The sequence below is a fragment of the Enterobacter cloacae complex sp. 394I7 genome (genome assembly GCF_057320345.1).
The window spans coordinates 1,403,249-1,420,392 of sequence record NZ_JBXWCR010000001.1 but is presented as its reverse complement, the minus strand read 5'-3'; the positions used below and the strand labels follow the sequence as shown (position 1 = coordinate 1,420,392).

14 protein-coding genes and 1 pseudogene are annotated in these 17,144 nt (G+C 54.3%); 12 read left to right on the top strand and 3 right to left on the bottom strand.

The features are described from left to right. The first annotated feature begins 15 nt into the window (after window positions 1-15). From AC2FAP_RS06855 to AC2FAP_RS06815, 9 genes are all read left to right on the top strand, one after another. On the top strand, window positions 16-897 hold the full coding sequence (locus AC2FAP_RS06855; protein WP_020882459.1) for a carbohydrate ABC transporter permease: 882 nt from the start codon (window positions 16-18) through the stop codon (window positions 895-897). Continuing rightward, a complete protein-coding gene (locus AC2FAP_RS06850; RefSeq protein WP_025204015.1) occupies window positions 884-1,726 on the top strand; it encodes a carbohydrate ABC transporter permease in 843 nt (280 codons plus the stop codon). The genes AC2FAP_RS06855 and AC2FAP_RS06850 overlap by 14 nt, the downstream gene beginning before the upstream one ends. 28 nt (window positions 1,727-1,754) lie before the next feature. After that, the gene (ycjQ, locus tag AC2FAP_RS06845; RefSeq protein WP_485452891.1) at window positions 1,755-2,807 is read left to right on the top strand and encodes a D-guloside 3-dehydrogenase; all 1,053 of its coding nucleotides are present in this window, start codon (window positions 1,755-1,757) and stop codon (window positions 2,805-2,807) included. Between the two features lie 16 nt (window positions 2,808-2,823). Continuing rightward, on the top strand, window positions 2,824-3,612 hold the full coding sequence (gene ycjR, locus AC2FAP_RS06840) for a 3-dehydro-D-guloside 4-epimerase (RefSeq protein WP_449541680.1): 789 nt from the start codon (window positions 2,824-2,826) through the stop codon (window positions 3,610-3,612). Window positions 3,613-3,623: 11 nt separating this feature from the next. Beyond that, a complete protein-coding gene (gene ycjS, locus AC2FAP_RS06835; protein WP_025204017.1) occupies window positions 3,624-4,682 on the top strand; it encodes a D-glucoside 3-dehydrogenase in 1,059 nt (352 codons plus the stop codon). Then, window positions 4,676-6,955 (top strand): glycoside hydrolase family 65 protein, encoded by a 2,280-nt coding sequence (locus tag AC2FAP_RS06830; protein ID WP_020882464.1) that lies wholly within the window; start codon window positions 4,676-4,678, stop codon window positions 6,953-6,955. The genes ycjS and AC2FAP_RS06830 overlap by 7 nt, the downstream gene beginning before the upstream one ends. After that, a complete protein-coding gene (pgmB, locus tag AC2FAP_RS06825) occupies window positions 6,945-7,622 on the top strand; it encodes a beta-phosphoglucomutase (RefSeq protein ID WP_020882465.1) in 678 nt (225 codons plus the stop codon). Before AC2FAP_RS06830 ends, pgmB begins: the two co-directional genes overlap by 11 nt. A gap of 2 nt (window positions 7,623-7,624) precedes the next feature. Further along, window positions 7,625-8,707 (top strand): ABC transporter ATP-binding protein, encoded by a 1,083-nt coding sequence (locus AC2FAP_RS06820; RefSeq protein ID WP_032669771.1) that lies wholly within the window; start codon window positions 7,625-7,627, stop codon window positions 8,705-8,707. 66 nt (window positions 8,708-8,773) lie between these two features. Next, the gene (locus AC2FAP_RS06815; protein WP_020882467.1) at window positions 8,774-9,688 is read left to right on the top strand and encodes an OmpG family monomeric porin; all 915 of its coding nucleotides are present in this window, start codon (window positions 8,774-8,776) and stop codon (window positions 9,686-9,688) included. A 34-nt stretch (window positions 9,689-9,722) separates the two neighbouring features. Here the strand turns inward: AC2FAP_RS06815 and AC2FAP_RS06810 are convergent, their stop codons facing one another. Next, complete coding sequence (locus AC2FAP_RS06810; protein WP_059306831.1) at window positions 9,723-10,733, bottom strand: LacI family DNA-binding transcriptional regulator; 1,011 nt, start codon at window positions 10,731-10,733, stop codon at window positions 9,723-9,725. 155 nt (window positions 10,734-10,888) lie between these two features. Here AC2FAP_RS06810 and AC2FAP_RS06805 point away from each other — a divergent pair, with 155 nt between their 5' ends. The 3 genes from AC2FAP_RS06805 (at window position 10,889) to tyrR (ending at window position 14,990) form a co-directional block, all read left to right on the top strand. After that, a complete protein-coding gene (locus tag AC2FAP_RS06805) occupies window positions 10,889-12,286 on the top strand; it encodes a YcjX family GTP-binding protein (RefSeq protein ID WP_449541679.1) in 1,398 nt (465 codons plus the stop codon). Continuing rightward, window positions 12,283-13,335 carry a YcjF family protein gene (locus AC2FAP_RS06800; RefSeq protein ID WP_020882470.1) on the top strand — a complete coding sequence of 351 codons (1,053 nt, stop codon included), beginning with the start codon at window positions 12,283-12,285 and terminating at the stop codon, window positions 13,333-13,335. The genes AC2FAP_RS06805 and AC2FAP_RS06800 overlap by 4 nt, the downstream gene beginning before the upstream one ends. Before the next feature lie 113 nt (window positions 13,336-13,448). After that, window positions 13,449-14,990 carry a transcriptional regulator TyrR gene (gene tyrR / locus AC2FAP_RS06795; RefSeq protein WP_014170325.1) on the top strand — a complete coding sequence of 514 codons (1,542 nt, stop codon included), beginning with the start codon at window positions 13,449-13,451 and terminating at the stop codon, window positions 14,988-14,990. Window positions 14,991-15,025: 35 nt separating this feature from the next. Here tyrR and AC2FAP_RS06790 read toward each other — a convergent pair. Beyond that, window positions 15,026-16,233, bottom strand: a pseudogene (locus AC2FAP_RS06790) (aldose 1-epimerase family protein). A 332-nt stretch (window positions 16,234-16,565) separates the two neighbouring features. Next, window positions 16,566-17,072, bottom strand: a complete 507-nt coding sequence (tpx, locus tag AC2FAP_RS06785) for a thiol peroxidase (RefSeq protein ID WP_063214359.1) — start codon at window positions 17,070-17,072, stop codon at window positions 16,566-16,568. Window positions 17,073-17,144 lie beyond the last annotated feature (72 nt).

Sequence of the window (17,144 nt, the reverse complement as noted above, 5' to 3'; positions counted from 1 at the left end):
CTGCGGAAGGAAATTATGAAGACGTTGTTTTCTGGTCGTTCAGATATGCCTTTCGCCATGCTGCTGTTGGCCCCCAGCCTGATTTTGCTGGGGGGCCTGGTGGCCTGGCCGATGATTTCCAATATTGAAATCAGCTTTTTACGTTTGCCGCTTAACCCGCGCATTAGCGCCGTGTTTGTCGGGCTGGATAACTATGTTCGTATCCTCAGCGATGGCGCATTCTGGCACTCCCTGTGGATGACGTTCTGGTACACCGCCCTGGTGGTGATGGGCAGCACGGCGCTGGGGCTGGCCGTTGCCCTCTTTTTTAACCGGGAATTTCGCCTGCGGAAAACGGCGCGTTCACTGGTGATTTTGTCCTACGTCACACCATCCATCTCGCTGGTGTTTGCATGGAAATACATGTTCAACAACGGCTACGGCATTGTGAACTATCTGGGTGTCGATCTGTTGCACCTTTATGACCAGGCGCCGCTGTGGTTCGACAACCCGGGCAGCAGTTTTGTGCTGGTGGTGCTGTTCGCCATCTGGCGTTACTTCCCCTACGCGTTTATCTCGTTCCTCGCGATATTGCAGACCATTGATAAGTCGCTGTACGAAGCCGCGGAAATGGATGGGGCAAATGCCTGGCAGCGTTTTCGTATCGTCACACTGCCCGCCATTATGCCGGTGCTGGCCACGGCGATTACACTGCGAACCATCTGGATGTTCTATATGTTCGCTGATGTTTATCTCCTGACCACCAAGGTCGATATTTTGGGCGTCTATCTCTACAAGACCGCATTTGCCTTCAATGACCTCGGGAAAGCCGCTGCCATCTCCGTGGTGCTGTTCGTGATCATCTTCGCCGTCATTCTGCTGACCAGAAAAAGGGTAAACCTCAATGGCAACAAATAAACGCGTACTGGGCCGTCTCGGTTTTTATCTGGGGCTGGCGGTGTTTCTGATCATCACGCTGTTCCCGTTCTTTGTGATGTTAATGACCTCGCTTAAGAGCGCGAAAGAGGCGATATCGCTCCATCCGACCATCCTGCCGCAGGCGTGGACGCTGCAGCATTACATCGACATCTTTAATCCGCTGATTTTCCCGTTTGTGGATTACTTCAGAAACAGCATGGTGGTCTCGCTGACCTCGTCGGTAATTGCCGTTTTTCTCGGCACGCTGGGGGCTTACGCGTTATCCAAACTGCGTTTTAAAGGACGCACGACAATCAATGCGAGTTTTTACACCGTCTATATGTTCTCGGGGATTTTGCTGGTGGTGCCGCTATTCAAAATCATCACCGCGCTGGGGATCTATGACACGGAGCTGGCGCTGATTATCACCATGGTGACCCAGACGCTGCCGACAGCCGTCTTTATGCTGCGCAGCTATTTCGACACCATTCCGGATGAAATAGAAGAAGCCGCGATGATGGACGGGCTTAACCGCCTGCAAATTATCTTCCGCATTACCGTTCCGCTGGCGATTTCCGGCCTCGTGTCGGTGTTCGTCTACTGCTTCATGGTGGCATGGAACGACTACCTGTTTGCATCCATTTTCCTGTCCAGCGCCAGCAATTTCACCTTGCCGGTTGGGCTGAACACGCTCTTTAGCACGCCAGATTATATCTGGGGTCGGATGATGGCGGCATCGCTGGTAACGGCGCTTCCGGTGGTCATCATGTACGCGCTGTCTGAACGTTTTATCAAAAGTGGTTTGACCGCCGGTGGCGTTAAGGGCTGAGGCGGCCAGTTTTAACTAGGAGTCAGTCATGAAAAAGTTAGTTGCGACAGCGCCTCGTGTAGCGGCGCTGGTGGAATATGAAGATCGTCCTGTTGCCGTCCATGAAGTGAAAATTCGTGCGCGCTTCGGCGCGCCAAAACACGGCACCGAAGTGGTAGATTTCCGTGCGGCAAGTCCCTTCATTGATGAGGAGTTTAACGCGGAGTGGCAGATGTTTACCCCGCGTGAAGAGGGCGCGGCGCGGGGCATTGAGTTTGGTAAGTTCCAGCTGGGCAACATGATCGTTGGCGACATTATCGAATGCGGCGATGACGTGACGGAGTACCAGACGGGCGACCGTGTCTGCTGCTATGGGCCGCTGCAGGAGACGGTCATCGTGAATGCCGTTAATAACTACAAGCTGCGCAAAATGCCGCAAGGGTCTTCCTGGAAAAATGCCGTCTGTTACGACCCTGCGCAGTTCGCCATGAGCGGCGTGCGTGATGCTAACGTGCGGGTGGGGGATTTTGTCGTTGTGGTCGGACTGGGTGCCATTGGGCAGATTGCGATTCAGCTGGCGAAAAAAGCCGGTGCATCCATCGTCATCGGTGTCGATCCTATCGCGCATCGCTGCGAAATTGCCCGCCGTCACGGGGCCGATTACTGCCTCAATCCGTTTGGCACCGATGTCGGTCTGGAGTTTAAAAAACTGACGGGAAAGCAGGGCGCTGACGTGATTATCGAAACCAGCGGTTTTGCCGATGCATTGCAGTCTGCGCTGCGCGGGCTCGCCTACGGTGGAACGATCTCCTACGTGGCTTTCGCGAAACCGTTCGCAGAAGGGTTCAATCTGGGGCGTGAAGCCCACTTCAATAACGCGAAAATCGTTTTCTCGCGCGCCTGCAGCGAACCCAACCCGGATTACCCGCGCTGGAGCCGAAAGCGTATTGAAGAGACCTGCTGGGAACTGCTGATGAACGGTTATCTGAACTGCGAAGATCTGATTGACCCGGTTGTCACCTTTACCACCAGCGCTGAGAGCTACATGAAGTATGTCGATCAGCATCCGGAACTGAGCATCAAGATGGGCGTCACTTTTTAAGCTAAGGAGAGCATCAATGAAAATCGCAACGCAAAACCAGGCCTTTTTCCCGACTTCTATTCTGAAGAAATTCCAGTACATCAAAGCGATGGGTTTTGATGGCTATGAAATTGACGGCAAACTGCTGGTGGATAATCTCGATGAAGTGAAAGCCGCAATCACCGCCACGGGCCTGCCGGTGACCACCGCCTGCGGGGGATATGACGGCTGGATTGGTGACTTCATTGAAGAACGTCGTCTGAACGGATTAAAACAGATCGAACGCATCCTGGAAGCGCTGGCTGAAGTGGGTGGAAAGGGGATTATTGTGCCCGCCGCCTGGGGAATGTTTACCTTCCGCTTGCCGCCGATGACCTCTCCACGCAGCCTGGCGGGTGACCGCGAAGCGGTGAGTGCTTCGCTGCGTTATCTGGATGAGGTGGCGGCGCGTACCGGGACCACCGTTTACCTTGAGCCGCTCAACCGCTACCAGGATCACATGATCAACACGCTCGCGGATGCGCGTCGCTATATCGAAGAAAACGCGCTCAGACATGTGCAGATCATCGGCGACTTTTACCACATGAATATCGAAGAAGATTCGCTAACAGAGGCGCTGCATCGCAACCGGGATCTGCTGGGTCATGTGCATATCGCCGATAACCATCGCTATCAGCCTGGCAGCGGGACGCTGGATTTTGCCACGTTGTTCGGGCAGCTTCGTGCGGACAACTATCAGGGCTACGTGGTGTATGAGTGCCGTGTCCGCGCCGACGATGCGGCCCAGGCTTACCAGGATTCACTCACGTATCTGCGTGAATGCTAAGGATGACGAGCGTGATGAGTGCTTCAACACCTTCGCTTCTGCGCGTCGCCATTATTGGCGCCGGGCAGGTCGCGGACAAAGTGCATGCCTCGTATTACGCCACACGCAGTGATGTTCAAATGGTCGCTGTCATGGACAGCGGCCTTGAACAGGCACAGGCGTTTGCGGAACGTCATGCAATTCCTTCGGTCTGGCAGAATGCATCTGAAATGCTGCAGGCGGTAAAACCTGATGTGGTCAGCGTCTGCTCCCCAAACCGGTTCCATTTTGAACATGTCATGGCGGCACTGGAGGCCGGATGTCATGTGATGTGCGAAAAACCGCCTGCCATGACGCCGCAACAGGCTGACCAGATGCGCAGGGCGGCCCGTAAAGCGGGAAAAGTGCTGGCGTATGATTTTCACCATCGGTTTGCGCTCGACACGCAGCTGCTACGTGACGCTGTCACAAACGGGGCGTTAGGTGAGATCTACTTTACGTCGGCGCAGGCGCTGCGTCGTTGCGGCGTGCCGGGCTGGGGTGTCTTTACGAACAAATCGCTACAGGGTGGCGGACCGCTGATCGATATCGGTATTCATATGCTGGATGCCGCGATGTATGTGCTGGGTTTTCCGGCGGTAAAAAGGGTGACCGCCCACAGCTTCCAGAAGCTGGGGAACCGTAAAAACAGTGGACAGTTTGGCGAGTGGGATCCCGCCCGGTTTACCGTTGAAGATGCTCTGTTTGGCACAATTGAATTCTGCAATGGCGGCGTTCTGCGCCTGGATACGTCGTTTGCGCTGAATATCCGTGAGCAGTCGATCATGAATGTTTCATTCTGTGGCGAAAAGGCGGGGGCCACGCTCTTCCCGGCTCACATTTACCACGATGAGGCGGGCGTTTTACAGACCCTCATGCAGCGTGATGAGGCAGACGACCAGCGTCACCTGCGCAGCATGGAGGCGTTTGTACGCCATGTGCTGGGAGAGCCGGTTATGATCGCAGATGCGGAACAGGGGCTGGTTATCCAGCAACTTGTTGCCGCGCTTTATGAATCGGCGGATACAGGGGAAAGCGTGACGTTATGCTGAATGTGTCTGTTTTAACCGAACCGGGCTTCTCTCCCCACAGTCTGAATAAATACGCCTCCATCATGGCTTGCGGCAATGGCTACCTGGGCATTCGCGCGGCACACGAAGAGGATTACACCCAGCAAACCAGAGGCATGTATCTCGCCGGGCTTTATCATCGCGCAGGTCGCAATGAGACCACGGAGTTAATCAACCTGCCGGATATTACCGGTATTGAGGTTGAACTGGATGGTGTGAATTTTACCCTGCTTTCCGGGGCGCTTCTTGAGTGGCAGCGCGAGCTGGCGTTTGCCAATGGTGAACTGCGTCGCAGCGTGCTCTGGCGCTCGCCCGACGGGAAACGCTATCGCCTGGAGAGCCGTCGTTTCGTTTCTCTCGCTCAGCTGCCGTTAGTGGCAATGCAACTCGCCATCACTCCCCTTGATGGGCCCTCGCAGGTGGTGTTGAAAACCGGAATTGATGCGACGCAAACCAACAGCGGCAGGCAGCATCTGGATGAGATTTCAGTCCGGGTATTCGACCAGAACTGTATGCAGGGCGTGTATGAAACGCAGGACCGGGTTTCTGATGTCGTTATATCCGCGTTCTGCCGGCTTTCAGCGGGTAGCGAAAGCTGCTTTACCGCTAAAAATCGTCGCATCAGTGCGCATTACGCCCTGAACGTTTCGCAGGGTGACACTGTCACGCTTGAAAAGATCGTCTGGGTCGCCCACCGCAGTGACAAAGCCCTTTCGCAGGCGTCGTTTGCGCGTAACGCACTGGCCGAACTCAAGGTGTGCGCAGCGCGAGGCTACGCATCGTTGCTGGAGAGCTCTGCCTGCGCCTGGGAAGACGTCTGGCGAGATGCGCGGGTGGCGGTAACGTCTGCGGAACCGCAGGATCAGCTCGCGCTGGATTATACCGTCTGGCATCTGACCGCCATGACGCCTGCCGACAATGAGCGCTGCAGTATCGCCGCGAAAGGATTGACCGGCGAAGGGTATAAAGGCCACGTCTTCTGGGATACCGAAATTTTCCTGCTGCCTTTCCATCTCTTTACGCGTCCGCATGTCGCCCGCAGTCTGCTGCGTTATCGCTGGCTCAACCTGGCCGGGGCTCGTGAAAAAGCGCGTCGCAACGGCTGGCCTGGCGCACTTTTCCCCTGGGAGAGTGCCGCGAGCGGTCAGGAGGAAACGCCGGAATATGCGGCAATCAACATCCGCACGGGCACGCGCCAGAAAGTGGCCTCTGCGCTGGCAGAACATCACATTGTGGCGGACATTGCCTGGGCTGTCGTGGCCTACTGGCAGGCGACACATGATGACGCTTTTATGCGTAACGAAGGGCTGACGCTACTGATAGAGACGGCAACGTTCTGGATGGGGCGGGCGACGGAAGTCAATGATCGCCTGGAAATCCACGATGTGATCGGGCCGGATGAGTACACGGAGCACGTCAATAACAATGCCTACACCAACTATCTGGCCTGGCACAATGTCGCCTGTGCGCGCCAGTTTATGGCGATGTTCAATCGTGAAGATGATGGCTTCATGGAGAATGCCAGCCGGTTTATGTCCCGTTTGTGGTTACCGCAAGCCAACGCAGAAGGGGTCCTTCCTCAGGATGATACCTTCATGGCGAAACCGGCTATCGATCTGAGCCGCTATAAGGCGAAAGCGGGTAAACAGACCATTCTGCTCGATTACTCCCGCGCGGAAGTGAACGAGATGCAGATCCTTAAACAGGCCGACGTGGTGATGCTCAACTACCTGCTGCCGGAACGGTTTACCCCACAGCAGTGTGCTGCCAACCTGGCGTACTACGAGCCGCGTACCATACACGACTCTTCGCTGAGCAAAGCGATTCATGGAATTGTTGCTGCCCGGTGTGGCGATACGGAAAGGGCCTACGCCTTCTGGCGCGAGGGTGTCGCCATCGATCTGGGCGACGATCCGCACAGCTGCGATGACGGGATTCATGCTGCCGCCACCGGGGCTATCTGGTCCGGCGTTATTCAGGGATTTGCCGGCATGCAGATCGTCCAGGGGGAATTGCATCTTGCCCCGAAGCTGCCTGCCCACTGGCGAAAACTGGCTTTCCCGCTGCGATGGAGAAACGCGCGCATGCACTTCACGTTTGAAAATGATGTTTTAACGATTGAAACCACTGCACCGGTGAGCTTAACGCTGTGGGGTAAAACCCTGTGCATAATGGATCGGCAGGTCTGTTCTTTCAGGGATTTTTTTACATCTCTTGGTGGGACCGCTACCACAGGAGCAAATCATGAAGCCTGAGGCCGTTGTCTTCGATCTTGATGGTGTGATCACCGATACCGCGCATCTGCATTTTCTGGCCTGGCGTGCCGTGGCGCAGGAAATTGGCATCTCGCTCGACGTGGCGTTCAACGACGAGCTGAAAGGGATAAGCCGTATGGAATCGCTGCAGCGGATCCTGCGCCATGGCGGAAAAGAGGGGGAGTTTAACGACCAGCAGCGGCAGGCGCTCGCGGATAAAAAGAACGCGCGCTACGTCGGGTCTCTGGCGTCGTTGACGCAGGATTCTCTGCTTCCGGGCATCCGCGAGGTGCTGGCGGAAATTCGTGCGGCGAACGTCAAAATCGGGCTGGCCTCAGTGTCCCTTAACGCCCCCGGTATTTTGCAGGCGCTGGGCATTGAGAGGGCTTTTGATTTCTGCGCCGATGCCTCGCGCATTGCCCGCTCAAAACCGGACCCGGAGATCTTTCTTGCGGCCTGCGCCGGGCTGAACGTGCGCCCCGAGCAGGCTATCGGAATCGAAGATGCTGCAGCCGGCGTTGAGGCAATCAACGCGGCGGGAATGCTCTCGGTCGGGATTGGGCCTGGCCTGAACCATGCGGGATTACAACTTCATTCAACGCAGGAACTGACCTGGAAATGCCTGACGGATTTCTGGGCATCCCGAACGGTAATGATAAGGAATTAAAAATGGCTCAACTGTCTCTGAAACATATTCAGAAAATCTACGATAACCAGGTCCATGTGGTTAAGGATTTTAACCTCGAAATTGAGGACAAGGAGTTTATCGTCTTTGTGGGTCCCTCGGGGTGCGGTAAATCGACGACGCTTCGTATGATTGCCGGGCTGGAGGAGATCTCCGCCGGTGAGCTGGTGATTGACGGCGTCTGTATGAACGATGTGCCCGCCAAGTCCCGCGACATTGCGATGGTTTTCCAGAACTATGCGCTTTATCCGCACATGACGGTTTACGACAACATGGCGTTTGGCCTGAAGATGCAGAAAATTGCCCCTGCGGTCATTGAAGAGCGCGTGAACTGGGCGGCACAAATCCTGGGGTTGCGTGATTACCTCACGCGTAAACCTGGCGCATTGTCGGGTGGCCAACGTCAGCGCGTGGCGTTAGGACGGGCGATTGTGCGCGAAGCCGGCGTCTTCCTGATGGATGAACCGCTTTCTAACCTCGACGCCAAGCTGCGTGTGCAAATGCGCGCTGAAATCAGCAAGCTGCACCAGAAGCTCAACACCACAATGATTTACGTGACCCACGATCAGACGGAAGCGATGACGATGGCGACCCGCATTGTGATCCTCAAGGATGGCGTTATTCAGCAGGTGGGGGCACCTAAGCAGGTCTACAACGAACCGGCGAATATGTTTGTGGCGGGCTTCATCGGCTCACCGGCAATGAATTTTATCCGGGGCGCGATAGACGATCGCTATTTCGTGACGGAAACGCTGCGTCTGGAGATACCTGAAGACACGCTGGCGGCGGTGAATGCCGCCGGATATCAGCGTAAAGCCGTGGTCTTTGGGATCCGGCCGGAAGATATTCTGACGCTGCAAAGCCGTGGGGATGATATTGCGGCAAAAGTCAGCGTGGCCGAACTGACCGGGGCTGAGTTCATGCTCTATGCCACCGTGGGCGGGCATGAGCTGGTCGTTCGTGCAGGAGCGGTAAATGATTATGCGGCGGGGGATAATATCGGCATCCAGTTCGATATGAATAAATGTCATTTCTTCGACGCTGATACTGAAGTGGCTATTAGATAAGAAAGGCGTTCGCCGGAAATGCAAATTTCCGGTTTTTTTTGAGTTAATTATAAAGGGAACATTTAAATGAGTACTCTACTAAGACGTGCTGCGCTCGTTCTGTGCGCAGGGGTTAGCTGCGCGCACGCAACGGAATCAGCAAAACACTGGGAATTTAATATCGGTGCCATGTATGAAATTGAAAACGTCGAAGGTCAGGGCGACGATAAAGATGGATTATATGAACCCTCTGTGTGGTTTAATGCCACATGGGATGCCTGGACCCTTTCGCTGGCAATGTATCAGGAAGGACCGGTTGATTACAGCAGCATGACCCGTGGGACCTATTTTGACCGTCCGGAATTTGAATTACGCTATCGCTTTATTGGCACCGATGATTTTACACTCGGGTTGACCGGCGGTTTCCGTAATTACGGTTATCACTTTAAAGATGAACACGGTGCCAAAGACGGTAGCGCAAATATGCAGCGCTACAAAATTCAGCCGGACTGGGATATTAAATTGTCCGACGACTGGCGTTTTGGTGGCTGGTTTGCCATGTATCAGTTTGCGAATGACCTGGAAAAAACCGGTTATGCCGACAGCCGTGTAGAAACGGAAACGGGTTTTACCTGGACCATTAATGAAACCTTCTCTGCAAAAGTGAACTATTATCTTGAGCGCGGTTTCAATATGGACAGTTCACGTAATAACGGCGAGTTTTCAACGCAGGAAATTCGCGCGTATCTGCCTGTTTCATTAGGCCAGACGACGCTCACGCCATATACCCGTCTGGGGCTGGATCGCTGGTCGAACTGGGACTGGCAGGACGACCCCGATCGTGAAGGACACGATTTCAACCGACTGGGTTTACTGTACGCGTATGACTTCAACAATGGATTATCCATGACGCTGGAATACGCCTACGAATGGGAAAACCATGACGAAGGCGACAGCGACCGTTTCCACTACGCGGGTGTTGGCGTTAATTACGCGTTCTGACAGACCGGATGCCAGGGGCTTTCAGCCCCTGGTTTTAGCGAAGAGAGGGCGCTAACGTAAAGCGGGTATCGACAAGCACTTTTTGTGGCGCAGGCTGACCGGCGATACGCCTGAAAAGAAGATTGCAGCTCTCTTCACCCAGCTTGCGGGTTGGGATATCAAAGCCCCCGGGTGCTGGCGTTAAAATGAGAGAGAGCATCGGGTCACTGTATCCTGCAATCACAACCTGCTCGGGGATCCTCAGATCCAGAGTATCCGCCGCGCGATAAAGGCTGAGTAACTTCATGCTGTCGGTGGCAAATACCGCATCAGGTGGCGTGGCCGAGGAGAGCAATTCTGTGGCCGCGGCAAGCGCGCTTTCATGGGTATATCCGCCGTCGATGATCCACGCCGGGTTAATGGCGATGCCGTGCTTTTCAAGGCTGGCTTTATAACCGGCAAGACGATCAATCGAAACATGATAATTGAGCGGCGCATGCAGACAGGCAATGTTACGTCGGCCATTTTTAATAAAGGTTTCTGTTAGCGTGGCGCTGTCGTGAAAATTATCCGTGTCGACCGAGTAAATATTCTGAAAATCACCTTCGACTTTCCCGATGACGACCACCGGTACGCCATAAGCATCCAGCGTTGTGAAAAAGGATTCATTTGCCGGTGAGCTCAGCATGATGATCCCTTTAATCATTTTTTGTTTTATTTTACTTTCGCATTTCAGCAGATCGTCTTCACTGCTTTTCGAGGTTTGCAAAATAACGTCAAAACCTTCCTCTTCAGCTTTGGCTGTAATGGCATGCAGAACATCAGAGAAAAAAGGGTTGCCGGCGGTGGTTTTCGTCGAGCGTGTCGAAATAACCATAATGGCGTCGAAGCCAGAAGAGGTCAGGGCGCGGGCGAGTTTATTGGGTTGATAATTTAATTCGTCAATCGCCTTCAACACTTTTTCACGCGCTTCAGGAGAAATATTCGTTTGTTTATTCAGAACGCGGGAGACGGTTGATTTCGAAACGCCGGCAACCCGTGCGATATCATAGATGGTGGGTGACATACACCTTACTCACTCCTGACTAACAGCAATGTCGTTCATCTTACTGGAGAGAAAACGGCAATAGCAATAAATAAGAATTGATAATCAACGATCTGCCCCCATTTATTGTATTCTGAAGCAATGTATTTGAGGCTTCCGGGCAATGAAGGACGGCGATGAAGCGACTTAAGAACGAACTCAATTCACTGGTGAACCGTGGCGTTGACCGTCATCTGCGTCTGGCGGTGACGGGGCTGAGCCGCAGCGGCAAGACGGCGTTTATCACCGCGATGGTGAACCAGCTGCTTAACCTGCACAGTGGGGCGCGGCTGCCGCTGCTGAGCGCCGTGCGGGAAGAGCGCCTGCTGGGGGTTAAACGTGTGCCTCAGCGCGATTTTGGCATTCCCCGCTTTACCTATGATGAAGGGCTGGCTCAGCTTTATGGTGAACCGCCCACCTGGCCGACGCCGACGCGCGGGGTGAGTGAAATTCGCCTCGCGCTGCGTTTTCGCTCTAATGAATCCCTGATGCGCCACTTTAAGGATACCTCCACCCTGTATCTGGAAATTGTGGATTATCCCGGTGAGTGGTTGCTCGATTTACCTATGCTGGCACAGGACTATCTCAACTGGTCACGACAGATGACGGGGCTGTTGCAGGGCAACCGCGCCGAGTGGTCGACGAAATGGCGAAAACTGTGCGAAGGCCTGGATCCGCTGGCGCCTGCCGATGAAAACCGGCTGGCGGCGATTGCCGAGGCCTGGACGGAGTATCTGCATCAGTGTAAGCAGGAAGGGTTGCATTTCATCCAGCCGGGCCGTTTTGTTCTGCCGGGAGATTTGGCGGGCGCACCTGCGCTGCAGTTTTTCCCGTGGCCGGACGTGGATGGCATCGGGGAGTCAAAACTGGCCCAGGCGGACAAACACACTAACGCCGGAATGCTGCGCGAGCGTTACAATTACTACTGTGAAAAGGTGGTGAAAGGTTTTTATAAAAACCACTTTTTACGTTTTGATCGCCAGATTGTGCTGGTGGATTGCCTGCAACCGCTGAACAGCGGGCCGCAGGCCTTCAACGATATGCGCCTGGCGCTGACACAGTTAATGCAAAGTTTTCACTACGGGCAGCGCACGCTGTTTCGCCGTATCTTCTCACCCGTTATCGACAAGCTGCTGTTTGCGGCCACAAAAGCCGATCACGTGACGGTCGATCAGCATGCCAATATGGTGTCGCTGCTGCAGCAACTGGTGCAGGACGCCTGGCAGAATGCCGCGTTCGAAGGGATCAGCATGGATTGCCTCGGACTGGCTTCCGTACAGGCGACACAGAGTGGGTTGATTGACCTTAATGGCGAGAAAATACCGGCATTGCGCGGGAATCGTCTCAGCGACGGCGAACCGCTTACTGTCTATCCGGGCGAAGTGCCCGCACGCCTTCCGGGGCCGGCCTTCTGGCAGAACCAGGGCTTCCAGTTTGAAGCCTTCCGCCCGCAGGCCATGACGGTCGATCAGCCGTTACCGCATATCCGTCTGGATGCGGCGCTGGAGTTTTTGATTGGAGATAAATTGCGATGACGGAACCGTTAAAACCGCGCATTGATTTTACCGGAACGCTTGAGCAAGAGCACCCGGAGGCGTTTAAAACTGCGCAGACGTTTAATGGCCCGCAGGCAGATAATTTTGCCCCAGCGCTGACCGAAGAGCTGCTTGTTGAAGAGGGGCCGGCTGAAGCGGTCGTGGAAGCCGCGCTACGCCCAAAACGCAGCCTGTGGCGAAAGATGGTGACTGCCGGACTGGCGTTGTTTGGCGTCAGCGTGGTTGGGCAAGGCGTCCAGTGGGCAGTCAACGCCTGGCAAACCCAGGATTGGGTCGCGTTGGGCGGCTGCGCTGCCGGTGCTCTGATTGTGGGGGCGGGTGTCGGGTCTGTTGCGACCGAGTGGCGTCGCCTGTGGCGCCTGCGACAGCGCGCCCATGAGCGTGATGAAGCGCGGGATCTGCTCCACAGTCACGGAACCGGCAAAGGCCGCGCGTTTTGTGAAAAGCTGGCCAGTCAGGCGGGTATTGACCAGTCACACCCGGCGCTTCAGCGCTGGTATGCCGCTATCCATGAAACCCAGAACGATCGTGAAGTGGTGACGCTGTATTCCCACATGGTGCAGCCGGTGCTGGATGCCCAGGCGCGGCGCGAAATCAGCCGCTCTGCTGCGGAATCAACCCTGATGATTGCCGTCAGCCCGCTGGCGCTGGTGGATATGGCGTTTATCGCCTGGCGTAACCTGCGTCTGATTAACCGGATTGCTGCTTTATACGGTATTGAGCTGGGGTACTACAGCCGCCTTCGCTTGTTCCGTCTGGTATTGCTCAACATCGCCTTTGCAGGAGCAAGCGAGCTGGTGCGGGAAGTGGGGATGGACTGGATGTCGCAGGATCTGGCGGCGCGTCTCTCTGCCCGTGCCGCGCAGGGTATTGGTGCCGGTTTGTTGACCGCCCGTCTGGGCATCAAAGCGATGGAAGTGTGCCGTCCACTGCCGTGGATTGATGGCGATAAGCCGCGATTGGGGGATTTCCGACGTGAGTTAATCGGTCAGCTCAAAGAGACGCTCAATAAAAAACCGGTTCAGTAGCCGGTTTGGTCATTAATCGTGCTGGCTGTCAATATTTGTTGACAGCCATCTTCCCGATCACCGTGTTCTGACATATCATTTTAATGTTATTGGCTTAAAACGGTGAATTTCCCATGCGTCTTGAAGTCTTCTGTGAAGACCGTCTCGGTCTGACCCGCGAATTACTCGATCTTCTTGTTTTACGTAGCATTGATTTACGTGGCATTGAGATCGATCCTGTCGGGCGAATTTACCTCAATTTTGCCGAAATTGAATTTAATACGTTCAGTAGCCTGATGGCAGAAATACGCCGTATCGCTGGCGTTACGGATGTACGCACCATCCCCTGGATGCCGTCGGAGCGTGAGCATCTGGCATTGAGCGCATTGCTTGAAGCCATGCCAGAGCCTTTCCTCTCCCTGGATTTAAAAAGTAAGGTTGAGCGTGTTAACCATGCCAGCTGCCAGCTGTTCGCGCAGAGTCAGGAAAAACTCAGCAACCACAACGCAGCACAGTTGATTCCCGGCTTTAACTTCCAGCGCTGGCTGGACAGCAACCCGCAGAACACCCACAGCGAGCATGTGGTTATCCACGGACAGAATTTCTTAATGGAGATAACGCCGGTCTATCTGAAAGGCGAGGCCGACACGCGCGTTCTGACCGGCGCCGTGATCATGCTGCGTTCTACCGTGCGCATGGGCCGTCAGCTGCAAAATATCTCCAGCCAGGATGTGGGGGCATTCAGCCAGATTATTGCCGTCAGCCCGAAAATGCGGCATGTGGTGGATCAGGCGCGCAAACTCGCGAGTCTGACCGCGCCACTGCTGATTACCGGCGATACCGGTACCGGGAAGGACCTGCTGGCGCATGCTGTGCATCTGGCCAGCCCGCGAGCGGCAAAACCGTATCTGGCCCTGAACTGCGCCTCGATTCCGGAAGATGCCGTCGAAAGCGAATTATTTGGTCACGCGCCGGAAGGTAAAAAAGGGTTCTTCGAGCAGGCTAACGGCGGCTCCGTGCTGCTGGACGAGATTGGTGAAATGTCGCCACGCATGCAGGCCAAGCTGCTGCGCTTCCTCAATGATGGCACGTTCCGCCGCGTAGGCGAGGATCACGAAGTTCATGTGGATGTGCGTGTGATTTGTGCGACGCAGAAAAACCTGGTCGAACTGGTGCAAAAAGGGGTATTCCGCGAGGATCTCTACTACCGCCTGAATGTCCTGACGCTGAATATCCCACCGCTGCGCGATTGCCCGCAGGATATCATGCCGCTGACCGAACTGTTTGTGGCGCGCTTTGCCGACGAGCAGGGTGTACCGCGTCCGAAGCTTTCAGCCGATCTCGGCACGGTGCTCATGCGCTACGGCTGGCCGGGCAACATTCGCCAGCTCAAGAACGCCGTTTACCGCGCGCTGACGCAGCTGGAAGGTTATGAACTGCGTCCGCAGGATATTCTGTTACCGGATTACGATGCCGGGACGGTGTCAGTAGGTGAAGAGGCGATGGAAGGTTCGCTGGATGACATTACCAGCCGTTTTGAGCGCTCCGTGCTGACGCAACTGTACCGTAGCTATCCAAGCACCCGTAAGCTGGCAAAACGCCTTGGCGTTTCACACACGGCGATTGCCAATAAGTTGCGAGAGTATGGTTTGAATCAGAAGAAGGGTGACGAATAACGGTAAAAAGCCTCTGTAAAGAGGCTTTTTTTTACTCATTCTTTTGCGATAGGGGTGCTATTAATGTCGACCTTTGTCTCTCCCTGAATCGATGCAATTCGGTTCTCCACGTCTTTCACCTGTTGCGGGTTATGGAGCAGGGTATAGGTCAGATCAAACTGTGTGCTGGCTCCCGGTTGCAATTGCTTAACGCGTTTTTGTTCGCGCTCAATGGTGACCGGGTAGGCGTAGCTGGTACCCGGCTCAATACCGGTGACATAACCTTGCTTCAGGGTGTCGGTGTTTTTCCATAAGGTCAGCACCGGCAACTGGCGGGTATCAAACTGAATGGACGCCCCTTTATCACCGGCTTTATTCACCACGGCCGCGAGGGTTTCGTGGTTGTTATCCGCAAGCGGTTTGAGGTTAAACACCATCTCATCAAAGCCTTTCGTTGGCCCGGCATAGGTCTGCCAGTCGTTGACACCGGCTTTTGCGTAGTCATTGAATGGACTGACGCTCGCGACCGGGGCAAGGAAGCGTGCACCTTCTTCGAGGATCGGGGTACCAAAGTTGCTGTGGTAGATGATTTGATAATCATGCGGGTAATCGGCATGGTTTGTCAGGACATCATGCAAACTGAACTGGTTGGTTCCTGGGACGTAACGCAGTTCGGTCATGGTCTGCAAATCTGCTTTTTGAACGTGCTCTCTTTGATCAAACCGCGAATTCGAATTTCATGGGGGGCGGCGTCAGCCACCTCTACTTCAACCTGCGATACAGGCGTATTGCCCGCCTTGCCGTGAAGCGTGTAGATTTGGCCGTCAGCCGTGACTGGGTGGCCCGTCCACTCATAGCCACAGCGCACCATCATCTCGTTGAAACCTTCCAGCCAGCCAAGCCCGTTGCGACTTTCCAGATTAATATATGCCGGGTTCACGACCTCTTTTACCGGGGAATCCCAGCCCATTCTGGTGCCGAAGCCTTCCACATGGAGCAGGTTCATGCCGCGAGAGGGGCTTAAGGTAATGGTCAGGCCACTTTTACTGCTGATAACAAGGATTTTGCTGCCTTCCTGTTTGCCACCGTGCAACACTTTTTGTTCAATGCTGAACGCCTGATCTTTTAACTTCAGCTCATCGCTCGTTATTTTCCAGTTTCCTTTCTCCACGCCGCTTTCAGCGCTTGTCAGCACCCAGGTTTTCGCCGCAGCATGACCCGAAATCAAAGCTGCAAGGAGCGTAATAGCCAGTTTAATTTTCATATCCCTTCCTTTTTGCTGAAACGATTATTTGCTTTCGTCAGCAAATCTAATGTTTTGACCTGAAGGGAAATGTGATGTGCTTCACTGGGGAAGAAAATATGAATATTTAAGGTCTAATATGAGAATAAGATCGCAATTAAGTTAACTTTAATACAATTAATTGCACAGTAAATGTGAACTGTGAAGGGTTTAGCTTTAACGATTCAGCTTAAAGGGAATAAAAAACCCCGCCAGTGCGAGGTTTGTCATGTGTCGTCTTCCAGAGCCTGCAAAGAGAAATAAACCCTGTTATTTCATTAGATTGCTAAGCTATATAGAATGCTAAGCATTCATTATGCTTTCAACACGTCCAGCGCGGCAGTGTAATCCGGCTCGGTGGTGATTTCGTTAACCAGTTCGCTGAAGACGACGTTGTCATTTTCATCGATAACCAGTACAGCGCGCGCTGCCAGGCCTTTCAGTGGGCCTTCCGCGATGCTCACGCCGTAGTTTTCCAGGAAATCCGGGCTGCGCAGGGTGGAGAGGGTAATGACGTTGCTCAGACCTTCAGCACCGCAGAAACGGGACTGGGCGAACGGCAGATCGGCAGAAATACACAGCACAACGGTGTTGTCCATGTCCGTCGCCAGCTGGTTGAATTTGCGCACGGATGCAGCACAGACGCCGGTGTCGATGCTTGGGAAAATGTTCAGGACTTTGCGTTTGCCAGCAAACTGAGACAGTGTGACGTCAGACAGATCTTTAGCCACCAGAGTAAAAGCCTGTGCTTTGCTGCCAGCCTGTGGAATGGAACCTGCAACAGTAACCGGGTTGCCCTGGAAATGAACGAGTTGTGACATAGATATCTTCCTGTTTACATATAGTTAACGTCGGGGCTAGTGTATGCCATCAGCGGATAACACGGCAAACCA